16 protein-coding genes and 2 pseudogenes are annotated in these 23,210 nt (G+C 47.5%); 6 read left to right on the forward strand and 12 right to left on the reverse strand.

Annotated features, from left to right (window positions below):
• Positions 1-170: 170 nt before the first annotated feature.
• Positions 171-1,079, reverse strand: coding sequence for a transcriptional regulator MelR (gene melR / locus A7090_RS04425; RefSeq protein ID WP_105273188.1), 909 nt, complete (start codon positions 1,077-1,079; stop codon positions 171-173).
• 282 nt (positions 1,080-1,361) lie between these two features.
• Here melR and melA point away from each other — a divergent pair, with 282 nt between their 5' ends.
• Positions 1,362-2,717 (forward strand): alpha-galactosidase, encoded by a 1,356-nt coding sequence (gene melA, locus A7090_RS04435; RefSeq protein WP_105273190.1) that lies wholly within the window; start codon positions 1,362-1,364, stop codon positions 2,715-2,717.
• Between the two features lie 102 nt (positions 2,718-2,819).
• Entirely contained in the window at positions 2,820-4,241 is a 1,422-nt protein-coding gene (melB, locus tag A7090_RS04440; protein WP_054495390.1) for a melibiose:sodium transporter MelB, read from the forward strand.
• A gap of 138 nt (positions 4,242-4,379) precedes the next feature.
• On the opposite strand, the gene A7090_RS04445 is transcribed toward melB, so the two are convergent.
• From A7090_RS04445 to A7090_RS04470, 5 genes are all read right to left on the reverse strand, one after another.
• Complete coding sequence (locus tag A7090_RS04445) at positions 4,380-5,009, reverse strand: DUF2238 domain-containing protein (RefSeq protein WP_105273191.1); 630 nt, start codon at positions 5,007-5,009, stop codon at positions 4,380-4,382.
• 122 nt (positions 5,010-5,131) lie between these two features.
• A complete protein-coding gene (gene fumB, locus A7090_RS04450; protein ID WP_105273192.1) occupies positions 5,132-6,778 on the reverse strand; it encodes a class I fumarate hydratase in 1,647 nt (548 codons plus the stop codon).
• A gap of 77 nt (positions 6,779-6,855) precedes the next feature.
• Complete coding sequence (gene dcuB, locus A7090_RS04455; protein ID WP_000899522.1) at positions 6,856-8,196, reverse strand: anaerobic C4-dicarboxylate transporter DcuB; 1,341 nt, start codon at positions 8,194-8,196, stop codon at positions 6,856-6,858.
• A gap of 569 nt (positions 8,197-8,765) precedes the next feature.
• Positions 8,766-9,485 (reverse strand): two-component system response regulator DcuR, encoded by a 720-nt coding sequence (gene dcuR, locus A7090_RS04465; RefSeq protein WP_105273193.1) that lies wholly within the window; start codon positions 9,483-9,485, stop codon positions 8,766-8,768.
• Positions 9,482-11,113: a sensor histidine kinase gene (locus A7090_RS04470; protein WP_105273194.1), complete on the reverse strand. Its 1,632-nt coding sequence runs from the start codon at positions 11,111-11,113 to the stop codon at positions 9,482-9,484. The genes dcuR and A7090_RS04470 overlap by 4 nt, the downstream gene beginning before the upstream one ends.
• 180 nt (positions 11,114-11,293) lie before the next feature.
• On the opposite strand from A7090_RS04470, the gene yjdI reads away from it, so the two are divergent.
• From yjdI to ghoT, 4 genes and pseudogenes are all read left to right on the forward strand, one after another.
• On the forward strand, positions 11,294-11,524 hold the full coding sequence (gene yjdI, locus A7090_RS04475; RefSeq protein WP_000371704.1) for a 4Fe-4S mono-cluster protein YjdI: 231 nt from the start codon (positions 11,294-11,296) through the stop codon (positions 11,522-11,524).
• Positions 11,525-11,535: 11 nt separating this feature from the next.
• Positions 11,536-11,807, forward strand: a pseudogene (locus A7090_RS04480) (GNAT family N-acetyltransferase).
• A gap of 281 nt (positions 11,808-12,088) precedes the next feature.
• Positions 12,089-12,385, forward strand: a complete 297-nt coding sequence (ghoS, locus tag A7090_RS04490) for a type V toxin-antitoxin system endoribonuclease antitoxin GhoS (protein ID WP_105273195.1) — start codon at positions 12,089-12,091, stop codon at positions 12,383-12,385.
• A gap of 28 nt (positions 12,386-12,413) precedes the next feature.
• Entirely contained in the window at positions 12,414-12,587 is a 174-nt protein-coding gene (gene ghoT / locus A7090_RS04495; RefSeq protein ID WP_105273196.1) for a type V toxin-antitoxin system toxin GhoT, read from the forward strand.
• Between the two features lie 118 nt (positions 12,588-12,705).
• Here the strand turns inward: ghoT and lysS are convergent, their stop codons facing one another.
• From lysS to dcuC, 6 genes and pseudogenes are all read right to left on the reverse strand, one after another.
• On the reverse strand, positions 12,706-14,223 hold the full coding sequence (gene lysS / locus A7090_RS04500; protein ID WP_105273197.1) for a lysine--tRNA ligase: 1,518 nt from the start codon (positions 14,221-14,223) through the stop codon (positions 12,706-12,708).
• Positions 14,224-14,459: 236 nt separating this feature from the next.
• On the reverse strand, positions 14,460-15,917 hold the full coding sequence (gene dtpC, locus A7090_RS04505; RefSeq protein ID WP_105273198.1) for a dipeptide/tripeptide permease DtpC: 1,458 nt from the start codon (positions 15,915-15,917) through the stop codon (positions 14,460-14,462).
• 58 nt (positions 15,918-15,975) lie between these two features.
• Complete coding sequence (gene cadA, locus A7090_RS04510) at positions 15,976-18,123, reverse strand: lysine decarboxylase CadA (RefSeq protein ID WP_105273199.1); 2,148 nt, start codon at positions 18,121-18,123, stop codon at positions 15,976-15,978.
• Positions 18,124-18,202: 79 nt separating this feature from the next.
• Entirely contained in the window at positions 18,203-19,537 is a 1,335-nt protein-coding gene (gene cadB, locus A7090_RS04515; RefSeq protein ID WP_000092909.1) for a cadaverine/lysine antiporter, read from the reverse strand.
• Between the two features lie 365 nt (positions 19,538-19,902).
• Positions 19,903-21,441, reverse strand: a complete 1,539-nt coding sequence (gene cadC / locus A7090_RS04525) for a lysine decarboxylation/transport transcriptional activator CadC (RefSeq protein WP_105273201.1) — start codon at positions 21,439-21,441, stop codon at positions 19,903-19,905.
• Positions 21,442-22,128: 687 nt separating this feature from the next.
• Positions 22,129-23,148 (reverse strand): annotated as a pseudogene (gene dcuC / locus A7090_RS04535) (C4-dicarboxylate transporter DcuC); the annotation flags it as partial.
• Positions 23,149-23,210 lie beyond the last annotated feature (62 nt).

Genomic DNA, 23,210 nt, shown 5'->3' on the forward strand with positions numbered 1-23,210 from the left:
TCGTTGCGGGCAAGTATCGTCCGGCCTTTTCGGGCTGTAAAGCGTGTAAAAAACAAACATTTTGGGCATGTTTATTTTTATAAACAATATGTTATGTGATTATTTTAATTTGTTTTCGCTGTTTATTATCGACGGCTAAATTATTTTTTTGGCTGATACTGATATCGTCTTTAGCCGGGAAACGTCTGGCGGCGCTGTTGGCTAAGTTTGCGGTATTGTTGCGGCGACATGCCGACATATTTGCCGAACGTGCTGTAAAAACGGCTACTCGAACGAAAGCCTGCCGTCAGGGCAATATCGAGAATACTTTTGTCGGTATCGCTCAGTAACGCACGAACGTGGTTGATGCGCATCGCGGTAATGTACTGTTTCATCGTCAATTGCATGACCCGCTGGAATATCCCCATTGCATAGTTGGCGTTAAGTTTGACGTGCTCAGCCACATCGTTGATGGTCAGTGCCTGATCATAGTTTTCGGCTATGAAGTTCAGCATCTGGCTAACATAAAATTGCGCATGGCGCGAGACGCTGTTTTTGTGTGTGCGCGAGGTTTTATTGACCAGAATAGGTTCCCAGCCAGAGAGGCTAAATCGCTTGAGCATCAGGCCAATTTCATCAATGGCGAGCTGGCGAATTTGTTCGTTCGGACTGTTCAGTTCCTGCTGCCAGCGGCGCACTTCAAATGGGCTAAGTTGCTGTGTAGCCAGTGATTTGATCACCATGCCGTGAGTGACGTGGTTAATCAGATCTTTATCCAGCGGCCAGGAGAGAAACAGATGCATCGGCAGATTAAAAATTGCCATGCTCTGACAGGTTCCGGTATCTGTTAGTTGGTGCGGTGTACAGGCCCAGAACAGCGTGATATGACCCTGATTGATATTCACTTTTTCATTGTTGATCAGGTATTCCACATCGCCATCGAAAGGCACATTCACTTCGACCTGACCATGCCAGTGGCTGGTGGGCATGATATGCGGTGCGCGAAACTCAATCTCCATCCGCTGGTATTCCGAATACAGCGACAGCGGACTGCGGGTCTGTTTTTCGTCGCTGCTGCACATAAAAGGATCTGTATTCATGGATGGCTCTCTTTCCTGGATTATCAGAATTATGGCAGGAGTAGGGGAGGATGACTGCGAGTGGGAGCACGGTTTTCACCCTTTTTCCAGAGGGGTGAGGGGAGCGTCTGAGCATATGGAGGCCGAAAACTCTGCTTTTCAAACAATTTACTCTCATAAACTCAGATTTACCGATGCTTCACCCAAGATCTGAGTTTATGGGAATGCTCAACCTGGAAGCCGGAGGTTTTCTGCAGATTCGCCTGCCATGATGAAGTTATTCAAGCAAGCCAGGAGATCTGCATGATGTCTGCACCCAAAATTACATTTATCGGCGCTGGTTCGACGATTTTCGTTAAAAATATTCTTGGTGATGTGTTCCATCGCGAGGCGCTGAAAACGGCGCATATTGCCCTGATGGACATTGATCCCATCCGTCTGGAAGAGTCGCACATTGTGGTGCGCAAGTTGATGGATTCAGCAGGGGCCAGCGGCAAAATCACCTGCCACACCCAACAGAAAGAAGCCTTACAGGGTGCCGATTTTGTTGTGGTGGCATTTCAGATTGGCGGTTATGAACCTTGCACGGTGACTGATTTCGAGGTCTGTAAGCGCCACGGTCTGGAACAAACCATTGCCGATACGTTGGGGCCGGGCGGTATTATGCGCGCATTACGTACCATTCCGCACCTGTGGCAAATTTGCGAGGACATGACGGAAGTCTGCCCCGATGCCACCATGCTCAACTACGTTAACCCAATGGCGATGAACACCTGGGTGATGTATGCCCGCTATCCGCATATCAAACAGGTAGGGCTGTGCCATTCGGTGCAGGGAACGGCAGAAGAGCTGGCGCGTGACCTCAATATCGACCCGGCTACGCTGCGTTACCGTTGCGCAGGTATCAACCATATGGCGTTTTACCTGGAACTGGAGCGCAAAACCGCCGATGGCAGTTACGTGAATCTCTACCCGGAACTGCTGGCAGCGTATGACGCAGGGCAGGCTCCGAAGCCGAATATTCATGGCAATGCTCGCTGCCAGAACATTGTGCGCTATGAAATGTTCAAAAAGCTGGGCTACTTCGTCACGGAATCGTCAGAACATTTTGCTGAATACACACCGTGGTTTATTAAGCCTGGTCGTGAGGATTTGATTGAGCGTTATAAAGTACCGCTGGATGAGTACCCGAAACGCTGCGTCGAGCAGCTGGCGAACTGGCATAAAGAGCTGGAGGAGTATAAGAACGCCTCCCGGATTGATATTAAACCGTCACGGGAATATGCCAGCACAATCATGAACGCTATCTGGACTGGCGAGCCGAGTGTGATTTATGGCAACGTCCGTAACGATGGTTTGATTGATAACCTGCCACAAGGATGTTGCGTGGAAGTGGCCTGTCTGGTTGATGCAAATGGCATTCAGCCGACCAAAGTCGGTACGCTACCGTCGCATCTGGCCGCCCTGATGCAAACCAACATCAACGTACAGACGCTGCTGACGGAAGCCATTCTCACGGAAAATCGCGACCGTGTTTACCACGCCGCGATGATGGACCCGCATACTGCCGCCGTACTGGGCATTGACGAAATATATGCTCTTGTTGACGACCTGATTGCCGCCCACGGCGACTGGCTGCCTGGCTGGTTGCACCGTTAAAACGCGACTAAACGCTACTGCGCCGGGGGATTTATTCCGGCGCACACCTCTGACGATACCAATAACAGAAGGCGGGCGTTGGTAACAGCGACCCGATACCCTATGAGCATTTCAATGACTACAAAACTCAGTTATGGATTTGGAGCGTTCGGGAAGGATTTTGCGATCGGCATTGTGTATATGTACCTCATGTATTACTACACCGATGTCGTCGGGCTGTCTGTGGGTTTGGTCGGTACTTTGTTTCTGGTGGCGAGGATCTGGGATGCTATTAACGATCCGATTATGGGATGGATTGTAAATGCTACGCGATCGCGATGGGGTAAGTTCAAACCCTGGATCCTGATCGGTACGTTGGCAAACTCTGTAATCTTATTTCTCCTCTTTAGTGCGCATCTGTTTGAAGGTACTACTCAGATTGTCTTTGTTTGCGTGACCTACATCCTCTGGGGCATGACTTACACCATTATGGATATTCCCTTCTGGTCGCTGGTTCCAACCATAACGCTCGATAAACGTGAGCGCGAACAACTGGTTCCTTATCCGCGTTTTTTTGCCAGTCTGGCGGGCTTTGTTACGGCAGGTGTGACGCTACCATTTGTTAATTATGTCGGCGGTGGCGATCGGGGATTTGGCTTTCAGATGTTCACTCTGGTACTGATCGCCTTTTTTATTGTTTCAACCATCATCACTCTGCGCAATGTGCATGAAGTCTTTTCGTCAGACAATCAACCGTCTGCTGAAGGAAGCCATCTGACACTTAAAGCCATCGTTGCGCTTATTTATAAAAACGATCAGCTTTCATGCCTCTTGGGTATGGCTCTTGCTTATAATGTAGCCAGCAATATTATTACCGGCTTTGCTATCTATTATTTCTCATATGTTATCGGTGATGCGGATTTGTTCCCCTATTATCTGTCGTATGCGGGAGCTGCTAACCTGGTGACGTTAGTATTCTTCCCACGCTTAGTTAAATCATTATCCCGACGCATTTTATGGGCCGGAGCATCTATTCTTCCGGTGTTAAGCTGTGGTGTTCTCCTGTTAATGGCATTAATGAGCTATCACAACGTCGTCCTCATTGTGATTGCGGGTATTTTGCTGAATGTGGGAACGGCGCTTTTCTGGGTATTACAGGTCATCATGGTGGCAGATACCGTTGATTACGGTGAATATAAACTGCACGTACGCTGTGAAAGCATCGCTTACTCCGTGCAGACTATGGTGGTGAAGGGCGGTTCAGCCTTTGCGGCTTTTTTCATTGCGGTTGTGTTAGGGATGATTGGCTATGTACCGAATGTTGAACAGTCTACGCAAGCCCTATTAGGTATGCAGTTTATTATGATTGCTCTACCAACTCTGTTTTTCATGGTAACGCTGATTCTCTACTTCCGTTTCTATCGCCTCAATGGTGACACGCTGCGCAGGATCCAGATCCATCTGCTGGATAAATATCGCAAAGTACCGCCCGAGCCTGTTCATTCTGATATTCCGGTCGGTGCAGTGAGTGATGTGAAAGCCTGACGTGGACAATAGCTAACGAAAATGGCCTGATGCGATATGTTTATCAGGCCACGTCTTAATACAATGCTTTGGATTTGCAAATTTTGTAGACCGGATAAGGAATTCATGCCGCATCCGGCATCAACAAAGCGCACGTTGTTATCCGGTTATCAAGCCAAAGCGCCGTAGCTGGCGGCAATGAAAGCGGGCGAGGAATATCACCGTCGTTAATGCCCCCAGTAGTGCGCAGAACATATCGGATTGCGTGTCCCACTGATCCCCCTGGGTGCCGAGAAAATCATCCGCTCCCTGACCCATTGCCAGCGCCGCCCACCACTCGATTAATTCATACATCGCGCTTATCGCCAGCGCCACGCAACAGACCAGGAATGCCACCATTTTACGTCCGCGCACGTAAATCCCGCGAACGAGGATCTCTCGTGCCACCAGTGCAGGCACCAGCCCCTGGAAAAAATGCCCCAGCTTGTCATACGGATTACGGCTCAACCCCAGCCATTCCTGCACCTCAAAACCAACGGGGACTTTCGCGTAGGTGTATTGCCCGCCGACCATCAGGATGATGGCGTGAAAGAAAATAAGCGTATAGAGCAGCGGCGTTAACGGGTAACGTCTGGCGGTGGCAAGCAGCAGCGGCACCACAATAATCACCGGTGTCACTTCCATCAGCCAGGTGAGTTTGTCATTGGCCGAAATGCCGGTATAAATCAGGATTAACGTTAGCGCCAGTGCGCCGGTGTTAAGAATTAACGGCTTGAGTGTGCGGGTCATGGTGAGTTCGCAAGTCAGGGAAAATACTGACTATTCACCAGCAAGCGTGAAATTACAATCGCAAAAGAGGTGGCCCAGGGGGATCACCTGGCAGCATGCTGCCAGGCGCTGGGCCGAAGAGGTTACTTAGTGTAGTTCGCGCACTGTTTGTTGACGATTTGCTGGAAGAAGTCGTTGCCTTTGTCATCGACCAGGATAAACGCCGGGAAATCTTCCACTTCGATTTTCCAGATTGCTTCCATACCCAGCTCCGGATAGGCGACGCATTCCAGATGCTTAATGCTCTGCTGCGCCAGTACCGCCGCCGGGCCGCCGATGCTACCGAGGTAGAAGCCGCCGTGTTTATGACATGCGTCGGTGACCTGCTGACTGCGGTTACCTTTCGCCAGCATGATCATGCTACCGCTGTGGGATTGCAGCAGATCCACGTAGGAGTCCATACGACCTGCGGTGGTTGGGCCAAGTGAACCTGATGGATAACCGGCAGGTGTTTTCGCCGGACCCGCGTAGTAGATCGGGTGATCTTTGATGTACTGCGGCAATTCTTTACCAGCATCAATCAATTCTTTCAGCTTGGCGTGCGCAATATCGCGACCCACGATAATGGTGCCGGTGAGCGACAAACGAGTGGAAACCGGATATTGCGAAAGCTGGGCGAGGATCTCTTTCATCGGGCGGTTAAGGTCGACCTTCACCGCTTCGCCTTCACCGGCCTGACGCAGTTCTTGTGGAATGTACTGTCCTGGATTGTGTTCCAGTTTTTCGATCCAGATCCCTTCGCGGTTGATTTTCGCTTTAATGTTACGGTCAGCGGAGCAGGAGACGCCCATACCTACCGGGCAGGATGCGCCGTGACGTGGCAGACGGATCACGCGGATATCGTGCGCGAAGTATTTACCGCCAAATTGCGCACCAAGACCGAGTTTCTGGGCCTCTTCCAGCAGTTCCTGTTCCAGCTGGACATCGCGGAACGCCTGACCATGTTCGTTCCCTTCCGTCGGCAGTTCATCGTAATAGTGAGCGCTTGCCAACTTGACGGTTTTCAGGTTGGTTTCAGCAGACGTACCGCCAATCACAAACGCGATATGGTACGGCGGGCAGGCTGCAGTACCGAGGGTACGCATTTTCTCGACGAGGAAGTTTTTCAGTTTGCCGGGAGTCAGCAGGGCTTTGGTTTCCTGGTAGAGATACGTTTTGTTGGCAGAGCCACCGCCTTTGGCGACGCAGAGGAATTTGTACTCGTCGCCATCTACCGCGTACAGGTCGATTTGCGCAGGCAGGTTCGTGCCGGTGTTGACCTCTTTGTACATGTCCAGCGCTGCATTCTGTGAATAGCGCAGGTTATCTTCGATATAGGTGTTATAGACGCCTTTCGACAGCGCTTCTTCATCACCACCGCCGGTCCACACGCGCTGACCTTTTTTACCGACGATGATCGCGGTGCCGGTATCCTGGCAAGTCGGCAGCACGCCTTTGGCGGCGATTTCGGAGTTTCTTAAGAATTGCAGCGCCACGTACTTGTCGTTTTCGCTGGCTTCTGGATCGTGAAGAATAGCAGCAACCTGTTTCTGGTGTGCCGGGCGGAGCATGAAAGAAGCGTCGTGAAAGGCTTGCTGCGCCAGCAGGGTCAGGGCTTCTGGTTCCACTTTCAAGATGGTTTCGCCGTTGAAGTCGGCAACGCTAACGTAATCGGAAGTGAGTAGATAGTATTCGGTATTGTCTTTCCCCATCGGGAAAGGAGCCTGGTAGATAAAGGGTTTGTTTGACATAGCTTCCAGCCTGTAATTCTGTATTTGTTATTCGAAAATTGCGTGCCGCGTCGTCACGGGCGGCACGCAAAGTGCATTTATAAGAACCCGTACATCGCGGCGAAGATCCAGCCGAAGACGCACGATACGCTTACACCAATCAACCCCGGCAGAATAAAGCTGTGGTTGATGACGAAGCGACCGATGTGGGTGGTGCCGGAACGGTCAAACTGAATCGCTGCCAGATCGCTCGGATAAGTTGGCAGGATGTAATAACCGTAGCAAGCCGGTGCTGAAGCCACGATGTATGCCGGATCAACGCCGATCGCCAGCGCGACCGGAACAATCGCCGCCAGCGCCGCAGCCTGAGAGTTTACAAACTTGGAAACCAGCAGCAGAACAATGGCATAAGCCCATGGATACTCTTTCACCATTTCGCCCAGTACGCCCTGAATTTCAGACATATGCGCACCGAACATGGTTTCTGCCATCCATGCAATACCGTACACCGCCACGATAGCGATCATACCGGAACGGAAGACTTCGTTTTTTGAGATAGACGCGGGATTTGTTTTGGTCAGGATAATAATCAGCGCCCCGGTCAGCAGCATAAACATCTGAATAACCAGTACCATCGACAGTGGTTTGCCACCGAAGGATGGACGCAGGTCCGAATCAGCACCAAGAAGTGCGACTACAGCGATTGCCCCGAGGAAGATCCACATTGCCAGCCAGTTGCTTTTTGGCAGTTTTTTATCCAGCAGCGTCGCGGTATCACCGTAAACATACTCACGGTTTTCCGGTACGGAGATGAATTTCTGGAACTCTTCGTCTTTATCCAAATCTTTACCGCGGAACCAGCTGAAGATACCGATCGCCAGGATACCGATTAACGTCGATGGAATGGTGATTGCCAGCAGGTCGAGGAACTCAAGATGACGACCATCAAAGGTGACATTACCCAGCATCGCAACCAGAGACACGACCGCAACCGATACCGGGCTTGCGATAATCCCCATCTGTGCACCGATAGAACTTGCCGCCATCGGACGTTCCGGACGGATATTGTTCTTAATGGCGACGTCGTAGATGATCGGCAGAATGGTGTAAACCACGTGACCCGTACCGCAAAGAATGGTCAGCGTACAGGTTACAAACGGCGCGACAATTGAGACATATTTCGGGTTGCGGCGCAGCAGCTTCTCGGCAATTTGCAGCATGACATCAAGACCGCCCGAAGCTTGCAAGGTTGCCGATGCCGCCACCACCGCAATGATAACCAGCATGACATCAACCGGTGGTTTACCTGGCTGAAGGTGGAAGACGAAGACCAGAATGACCAGGCCGATACCGCCTAATAAACCCAGCGCGATACCGCCCTTTCTGGCACCATAAAACAGACATATCAGTATTATGATAAGTTGGATAGTAAATAACATGTATGAACCCTCGCGATAATCCTATTTAAATTTTTGCTGAATAGATCACAGTCACGTTCTGTTTTGTATGAACTGTTTCAGAGCCTGACTAAATATCCGTTTGGTCGTTACTGGCTTGAGCAAATACCTCACAGTGAATATTAGCTGATTAAAGCAGCGGCAAATTTATGCACTGTGATAAGCGGCTTTTTCAGAGAGAAATACCCTCTGGCGATGGGTTTATAGTTTGTACTACGCAGATGTTAATGTTTTGTTTGCTTTTATCTTATTGATATTTATCGGTCTGTTTTTTGTTCTAAGGGCAGATATCATTAGGCTTATAGATTATTCTGATCTACCCATTTGTGGGTAAAAATACACATAATGCGGGTGACATAATAGTTAATTAACTTTTGTTAGCGTTTTGAAATTAAAAACACCATTTATTTGAAGGGATATTAATTTTTAGCGATGCTGGAGGGATAATTATATTTGATCTGGCACAAGTTTTACTGATAAACGATGTAACTTGTGCCAGGGGTATTTTGCATTACTGTAATAATTATTACTTACAGATAACTAGTGCTCCGTTATTGGCAATATTGTTTCAGTAGTGAGTAGTGTTCTGCCTGAATACGGTAACGGTAAACCGGACGCCCCGTGACGCCATAATGGATACTGGTGAACAAGATATGACAGTTGACCAGCCAGATGAGGTATTTACGGCAGGAAACACGTGAGATGTTAACCTCGTTGGCCAGCTCGTCGGTTGAAAACTCATAGTCCTGATGCGCGTCAATCCACTGGCACAGCGTGCGTAACGTCTGCGGTGTTAAGCCTTTTGGCAAGCGACGAGGATCCTGCTCGTTGGAGCTGCTGCCGTGGATTAGCTGATCAAGTTCGGCCTGGTCATAATACTGATGTTTTTCCAGCGCCATTTTCTTTTGCCGCCAGCCGGTGAGCGCCTCTTCAAAGCGGGAAGCCTGGAAGGGTTTAATCAAGTAATCCACGACACCGTAATGCAGTGAGTCTTTAATGGTTGCCGCATCGGCAGCGGAGGAAATGACAATCACATCACTTTTGCAACGCGCATTATGCAGGACAGGCAGTAAATCGAGCCCGTTCTCTTTTTGCATATAAATATCGAGCAATATCAGGTCGATAGCCGTATCGCTATTGAAGATAATCTCTTTGGCCTTCTCCAGTGTCGAAGCCGTTCCACAGCATTGAAAGCCAGGGATTTGTGCCACGTATCGGCGATTCAGCTCCGCGACCATTGCGTCGTCATCGATAATTAATACATTGATCATCTGTTCGACCTCTCCCCATCCCAGGGTATCTGGACAAAAAATTGTGTGAAAATCCCGGGCTCCGATTCCACGGCGATGCTGCCGCCGAGATTTTCTACCTGTTGTTTGACAAGTGCTAAACCGACGCCTCGCTTGCTTCCTTTTGTCGAGACACCTTTGTCAAAAATGTGATCGATTTTGTCGGGTGCGATCCCCGGTCCATCATCGTTAACTTCACAGTGCAGCCAGCCGTGACGGCAGTGCAATGTTACGCTAATTTCGCCACCTGGCTCTGGTCCTAATGCCTCCAGCGCGTTTTCTATCAGATTTCCCAACGTGGTGATCAGCGTCGCGACCTGGTCCTCACTGCTGCTGTCTGGCAGCTGGCTTTCACTGTTTAAAATCAGTGTATGGCCTAAATCGGTCGCGCGGTTAATCTTGCTGATTAAAAAACCAGCGATAACCGGAGATTTGATCTTACCCAGCAGAGAGCCAATCTCTTCCTGATAGTTATTGGCTGTTTTGAGAATGTAGTCTTCCAACTGCTTATAACTCTTCAGATGCAATAATCCGAGAATCACGTGCAATTTATTCATAAATTCGTGGGAGCGTTCACGAAGTGCGTCAGCATAGTTGACCAGACCATCGAGTCGCTGCATCAGTTTACGTACTTCAGTTTTGTCCCTGAAGGTGGAAATGGCACCGATGATAATGCCATTACTGCGCACCGGAACGGTGTTGATCAGTAATAGCCGGTCTTTAATTGTAATCTCTTCGTCGCGGCGCGGGGTACCGTCGCGCAACACTTCCGAGACATCTACCACCTGTGACCACGAGTGGCTTAGGGTCGACAGTTTCTCATCGTCCTGCGACTTACGGTAATTCAGCAATTCTTGTGCAGCATCGTTGATCAACGTGATCTCGCCGCGATCGTCTACGGCAACGACGCCTTCTTTGATAGACTGCAACATGGCCTGGCGTTGCTCAAACAGTGTGGAGATTTCGTAGGGTTCCAGGCCGAAAAGGATTTTTTTCAGTACTTTAACCAGAATGCAGGTGCCGATCAGTCCGACCAGCATGCCAAATAATACCGACCAGATTATGCTCCAGCGACTGTCATTGATCTGTTGAGTCACACGGCTTAACTCAAGGCCGATCGCCACCACGCCAATTTGTTTATGATTTTCATCGTAGATGGGGGTAAATACGCGTAAAGCCTGGGCCAGAAAACCGCGATTGATTGCGACATTTTCTTCGCCATTCAGCGCTTTAAGAATGTCATCACCTTTAAATGGCTGACCAATACGCTGGGCTTCTGGGTGCGAGTAGCGAAGACTTTGCATATCGGTAACGACAATAAATAGCAGATCGTTGCGTTTGCGCACGGCTTCCGCGATGGTCTGGATGCCACTCTCCTGCGGTTTTTTCTGCAAGCCCTGACGGATTTCCGGCGAGTCGGCAAGGGTACGCGCCACAGCCAGCGCCTTGTTGGCCAGCCCGTCTCGCGTCATATTACTGATTTGCGAGAAGTAAATCAGATGCACCACCAATAGCACCGAGAACAGCACCGCGCTGACCATTAAGATCACTGTGGCACTCAATTTCATCGGACGTTTGCGTAACATGCGGTAGGGCGGTGAATGTCTCATCAGCTTCCTTGTGTGACAAATTTCTTAAGCATTATCTCTGATGAGGCGGGTAATTCAAAGGGAGTAAAAATGATTGGCTATATAGGGGAAGAGGCCCTGGCAACTGAAACTGCCAGTGCTGTATGAAGATTCCGGGGCTATGCTTATAGCGACAATCATACTGATGAGAGAGGGAAGGTCATGGATCAGGCGCTACTGGACGGGGGGTATCGCTGTTATACCGGCGAAAAGATCGATGTCTATTTCAACACTGCAATATGTCAGCATTCTGGCAATTGCGTACGTGGCAACGGCAAGTTATTTAATCTCAAACGTAAACCGTGGATCATGCCGGATGAAGTAGACGTCGCCACTGTGGTGAAAGTGATTGATACGTGCCCGAGCGGCGCACTGAAATACCGCCATAAATAAGCGAGGGTAAAATGGAAATACGTGAAGGCCACAATAAATTTACATCAATGACGAACAGGGCAAGCAAATTGCTGAAATTGTTTTTGTGCCGACCGGAGAGAATTTAGCGATTATCGAACATACCGATGTCGATGAAAGACTGAAAGGGCAAGGGATTGGAAAACTGCTGGTTGCTAAAGTCGTGGAAAAAATGCGCCGGGAAAAACGAAAAATTATCCCACTGTGCCCATTTGCGAAACACGAATTTGATAAAACGCGTGAGTATGATGATATTCGCAGTTGATGGGAAAGTACAGAGTAACGATATTTTTCATGTTCTGCATAATGTGATGCAGGAGAGCATCTGAAGGGTAAGGGGATGCACAAAGAATGGTCAGAGAGAGCGTTTTTTTGTCCCAAATCATCCCCTCTATTGAGCAAAGGAAAAAGAATATCTCCTATATGAGAATCATCAATCGGGGTTAATATACTCGTCATACTTCAAGTTGCATGTGCTGCAACTCAAATTATTTAGAGTATAAACTTTGCATCCCCAGGGCACTTGATATTGATAGGAGTCATATTATGGAAGGTAAAAACAAGTTCAATACTTATGTTGTTTCTTTTGATTATCCATCATCTTATTCCTCAGTTTTCTTAAGGTTAAGATCATTGATGTATGATATGAATTTCTCTTCTATCGTGGCTGATGAATATGGGATACCACGACAATTGAATGAGAATTCTTTCGCAATAACGACATCATTAGCGACAAGTGAAATCGAAGATTTAATCAGGCTCAAATGCTTAGACTTGCCAGATATCGATTTTGACCTCAACATTATGACAGTTGATGACTATTTCCGTCAGCTTTACAAATAGCCAGGAAGGATAAGAAGAACTTAAAAAAATGGCACTATTCTCTAAAATATTAATTTTTTATGTGATTGGTGTGAACATATCCTTTTTCATTATCTGGTTTATCTCACATGAGAAAATACATATTCGTTTACTTAGTGCATTCCTGGTAGGAATAACATGGCCAATGAGTTTGCCTGTGGCATTACTTTTTTCTCTTTTTTAGGTGTTGTGGTTGAGTGGACCCGCTGGTTATCTTGAAACGAAGCGTCTCTCCTCAAAACTGGATTTGCGGAACGACGAACGAAGCAGTCGCCTGGCTGCTTCGTTCACTAAAGTGATATTTATTTCTGTGGGCGCATAGCCGGGAAGAGAATAACGTCGCGAATAGTATGACTGTTAGTAAACAGCATAATCATTCGGTCGATACCAATACCCAGACCAGCGGTTGGTGGCAGACCATATTCCAGCGCCGTCACGTAATCTTCGTCGTAGAACATGGCTTCGTCGTCACCTGCAGCTTTAGCGTTAACCTGTTCCTGGAAACGTTCAGCCTGATCTTCTGCGTCGTTTAATTCGCTAAAACCATTACCGATTTCACGACCACCGATGAAGAATTCAAAACGGTCGGTGATTTCCGGGTTAACATCATTACGGCGCGCCAGCGGCGACACTTCTGCCGGATATTCCGTAATAAAGGTTGGCTGAATCAGATGTGCTTCTGCCACTTCATCAAAGATTTCGGTGACAATACGTCCCAGCCCCCAGCTTTTCTCTACCGTAATACCGATAGATTCAGCTAATGCTTTAGCAGCATCAAAATTATCCAGGTCGGCCATATCGGTTTCTGGACGATATTTTTTGATTGCTTCGCGCATGGTGAGTTTTTCAAACGGTTTGCCAAAATCAAACACATGCTCGCCATAAGTGACTTTCGTTGTACCCAGTACCTCTTGTGCCAGGGTGCGGAACAGTGACTCCGTCAGATCAATCAAATCGTGGTAATCCGCATACGCCATGTAGAGTTCCATCATTGTGAACTCAGGATTATGACGAACAGAAATACCTTCATTACGGAAGTTACGGTTGATTTCGAATACCCGTTCAAAACCGCCTACAACCAGACGTTTCAGATACAGCTCCGGCGCGATACGCAGATACATATCTAAATCCAGAGCATTATGATGGGTAATAAATGGGCGAGCGGATGCCCCACCTGGAATTACCTGCATCATCGGGGTTTCTACTTCCATAAAGCCGCGCGCGACCATGAACTGGCGGATAGCGGCCAGAATTTTTGAACGGACAACAAACGTTTGACGGGATTTATTGTTAGCGATGAGGTCCAGATAACGTTGACGATAACGGACTTCCTGATCCTGCAGACCATGGAATTTATCTGGTAAAGGACGTAGTGCTTTAGTCAGCAGGCGTAACTCAGTACAGTGAAGGGAAAGCTCACCAGTTTGCGTCTTAAACAGCGTACCGCGGGCACCGATAATGTCACCCAGGTCCCATTTTTTAAACTGATCGTTATAAACACCTTCTGGCAGGCTATCTCGTGCAACGTACAGTTGAATACGGCCACCTACATCCTGCAATGTTACAAAGGAGGCTTTCCCCATGATTCGACGGGTCATCATTCGGCCAGCAACCGAGACTTCAATGTTTAAGGATTCCAGTGCCTGGTTATCCTTCGCATCAAACTCTTCGTGCAACTGGTCAGAGGTATGGTCGCGGCGAAAATCATTGGGAAACGCCACACCTTGCTGACGCAGTGCCGCCAGTTTTTCGCGGCGATTTCTCAGTTCATCGTTAAAATCAATAGCCTCATTGGCTCCCCGTGTTTCTCGTTCAGACATTTTGGTTCCTCTAAATCCAGCTTTCAATTTAGCGTAGATAAAGAGACAGATCGGTACACTGTATTATCTGCCTCGACTATTAATAACTCAGTTTATCTTATCGAAACTAACGCTTACCTCAAGTTGATATCACTAACAAATAGCTATAAAAATGGTTTAAATGACTTATTAATCTGTATTTGTTGGTGTGATAAACCAAAAATTAACCCATTAATAACCAATTATTTTCACGGAAGTTAATCGTTACTCTCCTGTATCACATTAGTCGGCGTGCTAAACAGAAATCGGCAAGCAAAGGCCAATACTAGGATGATCGCGACACAAGCTAACGTCCACTCTCCCATTTGAGAAAAGAATCGCTGGTAAGCTGCAATTGCCATACCGCTAATTTGCGACTCTGTCGTCTGCTGTGCCACTACACCTGCCAGCCAGTTGGCGACCGCGCCTGTTGCCAACATATAAATCCCGGTTAAAACGCCAGACATTTTCAGACGCGTGATTTGCGCAATCGCCACCGGGTCAATAAAGAGTTCGGCAAAGCCCATTAGCGCCAGCCCGGATATCATCACGCCCATTGACGCTTGACCGCCAGCCGCTGCATGTCGGGCATCAAATGCCAGCAACATAAAGCCACAAGCCATCAGCAGTAAGCCAAAGGCAAACTTCAGCCAGACGCGCAATGTTGAGTTGCCGTGGTTTTCTGGCGATGCCAGCCAGGCCAGTACAACCCCAGCGAGCATCACCGCAATTGCATTCACCGACTGGAATAGGGCAGTCGGTACTTCAATATTGAATGCCTGACGATCCACAAAGCGATCGATAAACAAGCTGATGGTACTGCCGCCCTGTTGTGCCAGTACCCAGAACAACGTCCCGACAAACATCAACAATACAATTTGCCAAAGAGCACGACGGTGTTCGGGGAATTTGATCATCATGCGGGCAATGATTTGTGCGGCAATAAGGCAAACGATCGCCAGCAAATATCCGGCCCCGTCGTTCTCCAGTAGCAGGGTAAAAAATACTGGGGCTAAACAGAGCATCACCACCAACCAGCTCCATACCGGTAAGGCAAATTTCACGCGAGTGAGCGCTTTTTTATCCATGCTTCGCGTGGACCGGAAATGACGATGACCACTTAAGAAAATCAACAAACCGATAAACATGCCGCCACCCGCAAGGGCAAATCCAACATGCCATCCATACCACTGAGCAGCCAGACCGCAGGCGATGGGAGCTGCGATAGAACCGATATTGCCCGCGGCATACAGCAGCGAAAAACCGCCATCACGTCGATGATCGTCCTCGTCGTAGAGCTCGCCAAGCAAACAGCTGATGTTTGATTTGAATAAACCGTAGCCACAAATAATGATTGCCAGCGCCAGGTTCAGGCTAAAGGTTGAATTTGTATCAATGCCCAGCACCACATGGCCAAGAGTCATTAACAGCGCGCCGGCAATCACTGCAGTGCGGTTGCCGAGCAGGCGGTCGGCAAGCCAGCCGCCGAGAATAGGGGTAACGTAAACCAGAGAAGCATATGCGCTAAACAGACTGATGGCATGGTTATCATCAAAACCAAGCTGATGGGTGAGATAGAGAATGAGTAAGGCACGCATGCCGTAAAAACTGAAGTACTCCCAGATTTGGATCGCCACGATATAGTATATCGCGCGCGGCTGTGAGGGTGTTTTCATGTGTTCTCCTTATGAGCAAAAAAGGGAAGTGGCAAACCACTTCCCTTGTACGAGCTAATTATTTTTTGCTTTCTTCTTTCAATACCTTAACGGTATAACGGCCATCAGCCTGACGGTATGCGCCGTGAATATCGGTTTCAAAGCCCGGATAATGAGCGCCGATTTCACACAGCATTTGCAGGAACTCCAGAACCGGACGGCTTTCTTCGGTGATCATTTCACCCGGCATTACCAGAGGAACTCCCGGTGGATACGGAAGGATCATATTGGCGTTAATACGACCTACCATTTCATCGAGGTAAACCTCTTCGGTCATACCGTGCAGCTCTTTCTGGAACGCAGCATACGGCGTCATTACCATTGCCGGCAGCACTTCAAATGCGCGATACATCAGATCCGGCAGATTGTGGTGAACAATCAGTTTGTGGATATTCTGAGCCAGTTCCTGAATACGCATGTTTTCATAGAATTCAGGATCTTCACGATACAGAGACGGCAGCATGTTTTTCACACGCAGATTCAGGTCGAACGCACGTTTGAAATCAGTCAGAGCACGCAGCAGGCTTAGTGCTTTGGTCTTATCAATACCGATGCTGAACAGGAACAGCAGGTTATACGGACCGGTTTTCTCAACAACGATGCCATGTTCGTCGAGGTATTTCGCCACGATGCTGGCCGGAATACCAAAGTCGCTCATGGTGCCGTCTTTTTCCATCCCCGGAGTCAGCAAGGTGACTTTGATCGGGTCAAGATACATGTGCTCGTTATCGATGTTTTTGAAGCCGTGCCAGGTGCTGTCAGAACGTAGCGGCCAGCATTCAGTCGTATCGATATGATCCGGCTGCCATACATCAAAGAACCAGCCATCAGATTCTGTTCTCAGCCGTTTGATCTCTTTACGGAATTTGATCGCACGTTCAATGGAACCGTTGATCAGACGTTTACCTGCATTGCCTTTCATCATCGCCGCAGCGGTTTCAGTGGACGCCACGATACCGTAGTGCGGAGAGGTGGTGGTGTGCATCATGTAGGCTTCGTTAAAGGTTTCTTCGTTGACGTCACCTTTAACGTGGATCATGGAAGCCTGAGAGAACGCCGCCAGCAGTTTGTGAGTGGACTGGGTTTCGTAAATCACTTTCCCTTCTACACGGTCACCGCTCATACCGCATTTACCTTCGTAAATCGGTGAGAAGTTGGTGTAAGGCACCCACGCGGAGTCAAAGTGGATAGATTTCACATCCAGCGTTTTCTTGATGAAGTCGGTGTTGTACAGCAGACCATCATAGGTAGAGTTGGTAATTACGGCATGTACCGGCCAGGTTGCGTTTGGTGTTTCTTTCACGCGCTTAGCAATGGTTGCGTGCTGGAATTCACTCTGTGGGATACCCCCAAGAATCCCGTAAGCGTTACGGGTCGGGCGGAAATAGATTGGCGTAACATCGCTCATCATCATCAGATGGGTCAGCGATTTGTGACAGTTACGGTCAATCAGAATGGTACTGCCTGCCGGAGCAGAGTACATACCAACAATTTTGTTCGCAGTGGAAGTACCGTTGGTCACCATGTAGCTGCGGTCTGCGTTAAAGACGCGAGCGATATACTGTTCTGCTTCTTTGTGTGGACCGCTGTGATCCAGCAGGGAACCCAGTTCAGATACTGAAATGGAAATATCAGATTTCATGGTGTTCGGGCCAAAGAAATCATAGAACAGGCTACCTACCGGGCTTTTCTGGAATGCAGTACCGCCCATGTGGCCAGGAGTACAGAAAGTATATTTACCTTCACGGACATATTTAAACAGTGCTTTAGTCAGCGGAGGAAGAATAGTATTGATGTATTCATCAGTGCTCTGTTTGATCTTATTAGCAATATCATCAGCAGCCCCCAGCGCATATTCAAAGAAGCTAATCTGTAAACGCAGATCATTCAGGCTTACATCGAGTGTGGAATACGTATTAGCGAACGCGTACAACGGCAGATTCTCGTTCATTTTGCTAATTTCTTCGCACAACTCGAGATTATATTTATCCCAGTCAAAAATAACACCGCACAGACGCGCATTGTTTTCGATCAGTTTTAATAAGTCGTCACGGTCGTTCGGGTAAACAATCTGGAAGTTCAGACGTTCAAGCGCGCGATGAAGTTCACGGATGGGTTCTTCTTTAAAATAAACCCCCATGTGATTCAATATTGCAATAACGTTCATAGTCATATCTCCAGGTAAAAAAGGCCCCTCCCAACACATGGGACAAAATGAAAGGAGGAGCCTCGGAAAATACTTTTAATTAATGTGCGTTAGACGCTGTGTGGTTATCCATTGAGTGGCTCTGGCGCTCGTGCATTTTGCGAGCGTAGAACATCAGGATAATCAGGCTGACGATGAAGGTACCAGCCAGCTCGAAGGAGCTTGCGCCCATCAGCGCGATGAAGCAGAACACGCAACCCAGTACAGAGCAGATCAGGCTGACAAAGTTGCGGATGTTAACGCCTTCAAAACGAATCAGATCAACGCAAGAGTAGAAGTACGGCAGCATAGTCAACAGGACTGCGATACCGGTCAGTTCACCGAACAGGTCAGATGCTTTACCACCGGCAGAGTTCATCAGAGTGATGAGGATCATCAGGGCCGTCATTTTCACTGCAGCCAGCAGCAGACCTTTTTTCGGAATACCGTTGCTGTCGACTTCACCATAAACTTTCGGGAAGTTACCGTCGTTAGCAGCACGCACACCTGCCTGGCCTACCAGCATCATCCAGGAGCCCAGAGACGTCAGGCACGCAAAGGCGGTGAATGCAGAAACCAGCGGTGCAGCCCAGTTACCGAGGATAGTTGAAGCACTGATTGCAAACGGAGCACCGGAAGCTGCCATTACAGAAGACGGATACATACCGGAAAGCACCTGAGTCGCAGCGATGTAAACAATACCTGCTAAACCAGTACCCAGCATGGTTGCCAGCGGAACGGTACGTTTCGGGTTTTTAACCATACCAGTACTTACAGCTGCGGATTCAACACCCACGAAGGCCCACAGGCAGAGCAGAATACTTTTAATGATCGCATGACCATCAGTGGTATCCGCAGTATTCCAGTTAGCTGCATAAGTTGCAGCATCAAACCAATGCCAGCCAACAATAGCAGTCATAACTACAGGAATAAGAACCAGCACCAGACCAATCGTGGTTAAACGGCTTACCCAGGTACCGCCGAGCATATTTACAAAGGTAAATACCCAGACGATAGCAATACAGGCGATACCCGCCGGAACAGGATCATTTAATACTGGGAAGAAGGTGGAAAGATAAGATACAGCGGTAATACCAATCGCCAGGTTACCAATCCAGTTAGCATGGTAATAAAGAACACCTGTCTGAAAACCAAATGCAGGGGAAATTTCTCCGGCATAAGCAATTGGGCCACCTTGCTGCGGGTTTTTTGTTGCCAGTCGGGCGTATACATAAGCCAGCGACATTGCACCAATAATAGAGATAATCCAACCCCAGATAGCGATACCACCGATACTTGCAAGGTTCGCAGGTAATAATGCAATACCGCTCCCCATCATATTACCGGCAACAACACCGGTACAGGCAAATAGCCCGATCTTCTTTGCAGAACTCATGCTCTTCTCCTAATTTCATTTTAGAATTTGGAGTCCGGGTCATGATGTATAACTATTTACTGACCAGACCAAACTGGCGATAAGATTACTCATGAAAAAAGGATTAATCCTAAAGATTAGGTGAAATAACGCAAAAGTTTCTGTAAGTGAGAACTTGAGATTTTTTATTAACACATCAGGATCGAAGGTTGATATCATGAAAAGATAAACATTCAATATTTACAATGGATTGCGAGATATTTGTTGGTTAAATTTATGTGATAAAAATAATGCGGCAAATAAATTGCCGCAACATATTATACCAATAAAAACATACAAAAACTCAATACTCAATATTCCCGAGCATGAATCAACGCGAGAGTCGTTTATTCTGAAGCGAGAAATTTGTCCAGATAAGGTACAACATAAGGAACAGAAGTCTGGAATATACCATTTTCAATCCAGTAAAGGGTGTTTGCACCAGGGCGTAAATTAAAGGCGGTGAGATATGCATCAGCGGCTTCCCGATTCATCCCCTTCATTTCATAAACTTTGCCAAGCAACACATAATTTAGCCAGGACATTTCAAGATCAATGCCAGTATTTATCGCCTGATACGATTCGTTTGTTTTACCTTTTGCCAGCGCACTGACGGCTTTTATTTGATAGATAATGGCAAGATTATTCATTCCTGGCAGTGTCGCAATGTTATCAATTTCTGTATTCAGTGCTGCTAATTGTTTTTCATCTAAAGGATGCTGAGAATGACGTACGATATCAACTAATGCTTTCTCTGCTCTCGCGTAGGTAAATTCGGGGGAGGATTGAACAATCTCACCTAATAACTCACTGGCACGATTCAATGATTTGTCATCGCCATGCATTAAATAGTCATGTGCCTGATAAAAATTAGTTAATAACGCTCCACGATGAGGCAAAGTTTGTTGGAGCATCTCTTGCATTCGTTGTGGCCACGGTTGATTTAACGCTTTTGACAAACTCTCCAGTAAATCATTTTGAATCGCCAGCTGATTACCGTTAGTGATGACATAACGTTTATCCAGCATGGTGGAACCATCTGCATTATCTACCAATTTCACCGACATAAAGCACTGTTGAGCGCGGTATTGGCGCTGATTAACAAACGCAATAGATAATGTTTTACCGGAACTGCTTGGTTCATCAATGTTGTAGTTGATTTTGTCATGCACCATAAAGGTAGAGAAGGTGTTAAGTGACGTAGCGACCAAATCGCCCACGCCTATTGCGTAAGAGAGCTGATACGGGGAAGTCCAGCTGTTACAACTCTTATTCACCATATTAATGTCAATATCGCGTGGATTGAGCAAAATACGCGATTTACTCATAGGAAGACGTGTTTCAAGACTGGAGAACGCCACCAGTGCCACACAAATACCTAACGACAACAGGAAAAAAAACCATACCCAAAAGGTAGTGAATCGTTTGCATTTAATTGGGAATTGTTCAGGGGGTGTTGCGGTGTTTTGAATGTTAAGACTGTGGGAGGGGGAATCTGTGTCAGGAATCGCCTCTGGTATAGGGGGAGGCGAAGATAGCATTATTTCCTCCCCCTCTTCTTCGCTGTACCAGATAACCGGCACCATTAATTTATAACCGCGCTTTGGTACAGTAGCGATATAAACAGGACTATCTTCATCATTATCTTTTAATGACTTACGTAGTTCTGAGATACTCTGCGTCACAACGTGATTGGTGACAATACTTCTCTTCCAGACATTATCGATAAGTTCATCCCTGCTAAGTACTTCGCCACTGTGTTGGGCAAAGAAAACCAGAAGATCGATTAATCTCGGCTCAAGGGTAAGTTGACGCCCATTGCGACTCATTTGGTTTATGGACGGAGTAACAAGCCATTCGCCAACGCGAACTACAGGTTGTTGCATAATAGAAACTCATTCGAAAAGGGAATGGTGCAATGATAATTGCCACAACCTATTTTTACCATCTATAAATGTAGTTATTTACATATCATTGGTGAATATAAGACGTTGTTTTTACCAGACATAAACTTCTTGATTACATAGCATTACGAAAGGACTTTAATGAGAACCAGAAGTAATTTGCCTTACCATCATTATTTATCCTCTTTCCCAAAGAAAAACGTTCAGAAAATAATCCCCGAAAAATTGCCCAAAAGGCTTACTATTTTAATGGATTATTAGTCTTTGCATGAGCAAACGGGCTAAGACATTTCTCTTGTTCTCATTCAGAAAATCTCATCAGTCGGCGTTCTACCCGATGTTGTGGTTTATGAATGTCATCGGCAACGGCACCGTTAAGCTCTTGATGGCATCATTTGCTGTTCAACAGCAACGGGGTCTCACGACATTTCGCGCCAGTTAGTGCCATAGCTTGGGGATAAATTCACAGGAAGTGGGGCAAACCCGCAAATGTTAGTGATGTGGGGAGAATCTGGTTGAGTTCGGTAGAATTGATTCGCAGGCAGAACGCTTAAATCGTAGCGCCCTGAAACGAAAAACGGACCTCTGTGGAGGTCCGTTGATATGAATTTGGTGCCGGACTCGGGAGCATATCCACGATTAACACGCTGTTTGTTATTCTAAAGCGAGTTAATAAAAAATACCGATAATCGCAGAGTGAAAAACAAAACCAACTATCAGGGGTAAAGCAGTGCGTTTTACCACTTCGAAGGGAGTTATATTCGCCCCACTGGAAACCGCTATAACCACGCCAGATACGGGAGACATCGCACGCCCCATATGGGAAGCCTGTTGCATTGGCAGGATCATCGATATGGCATTCACGCCCATGCTGGCAGCTATTTGTGGTATCAGTTCAACAAAAGCCAGAAATGGCGCATTGCCCGATCCCATAATGACAGCCGCAGCCAGTGTAACCAGAGCAAAAACGATGCCCATCGCAAAAGGGGGTAACCCAACGTGCTCTGCCATCAAAATTAATTGATCTATCGCGCCAATGCTTTTAATCCCATGAGCAAACACTCCAGCGGCCACCAATAATCCCACCACGCCGGTAAATGCTGTTCCCATTCCTTTCAGGAAATGGGTAAAACCGTCACATACAGCTTTCAAATCACATTTACGGACCCATTCGATCAGCATGCAAATTGCCATTGAGATAAGAACAATCGTAATGATATTGAGATTAATTCCGGTGACAAAAATCTCCGATGAGCCAACGGCCATCAGGATTGGCAGCATAGGTAGCAGAGCATAATAAGCCGGCGTACTGCCTGATTCCATGACTGTTGTCGTACCAATTTCATGAGGTAATGTTCCTGCTTTACGATCACAGTGTTTCTGCCAGAAAAAGTGGCTGATACCGACAATCAGAACAGTCGCCAGAGCAGCAGGTCCCTGATGATAGACAACATACTCCACCACATCCATATTTACCGCTTCAGAGCCTCGTATGGCGTCAATGGCTGTCGGTGTGTACGCCACACCAAGAGAGGTGGCAATTACCCCTGCGGCGGACGCTGCTGATAGCCCGAGTCCGAGCATAATAGGAAACATGGTTCCCATCAGTAATACAGCAAGTCCGGTAGCCGAGGGGATAGCCAGTTGAAGAAGACTGGCGAAAAGATAAGAGAAAAAAAGCAGAATATAGGTAAGCGTGCAGCAAGAACCGTATTGACGGGGATGTGTTATTCAGTCGGCAGTGCTACGCG

It is taken from the genome of Escherichia sp. MOD1-EC7003 (assembly GCF_002965065.1).
GTDB lineage: Bacteria > Pseudomonadota > Gammaproteobacteria > Enterobacterales > Enterobacteriaceae > Escherichia.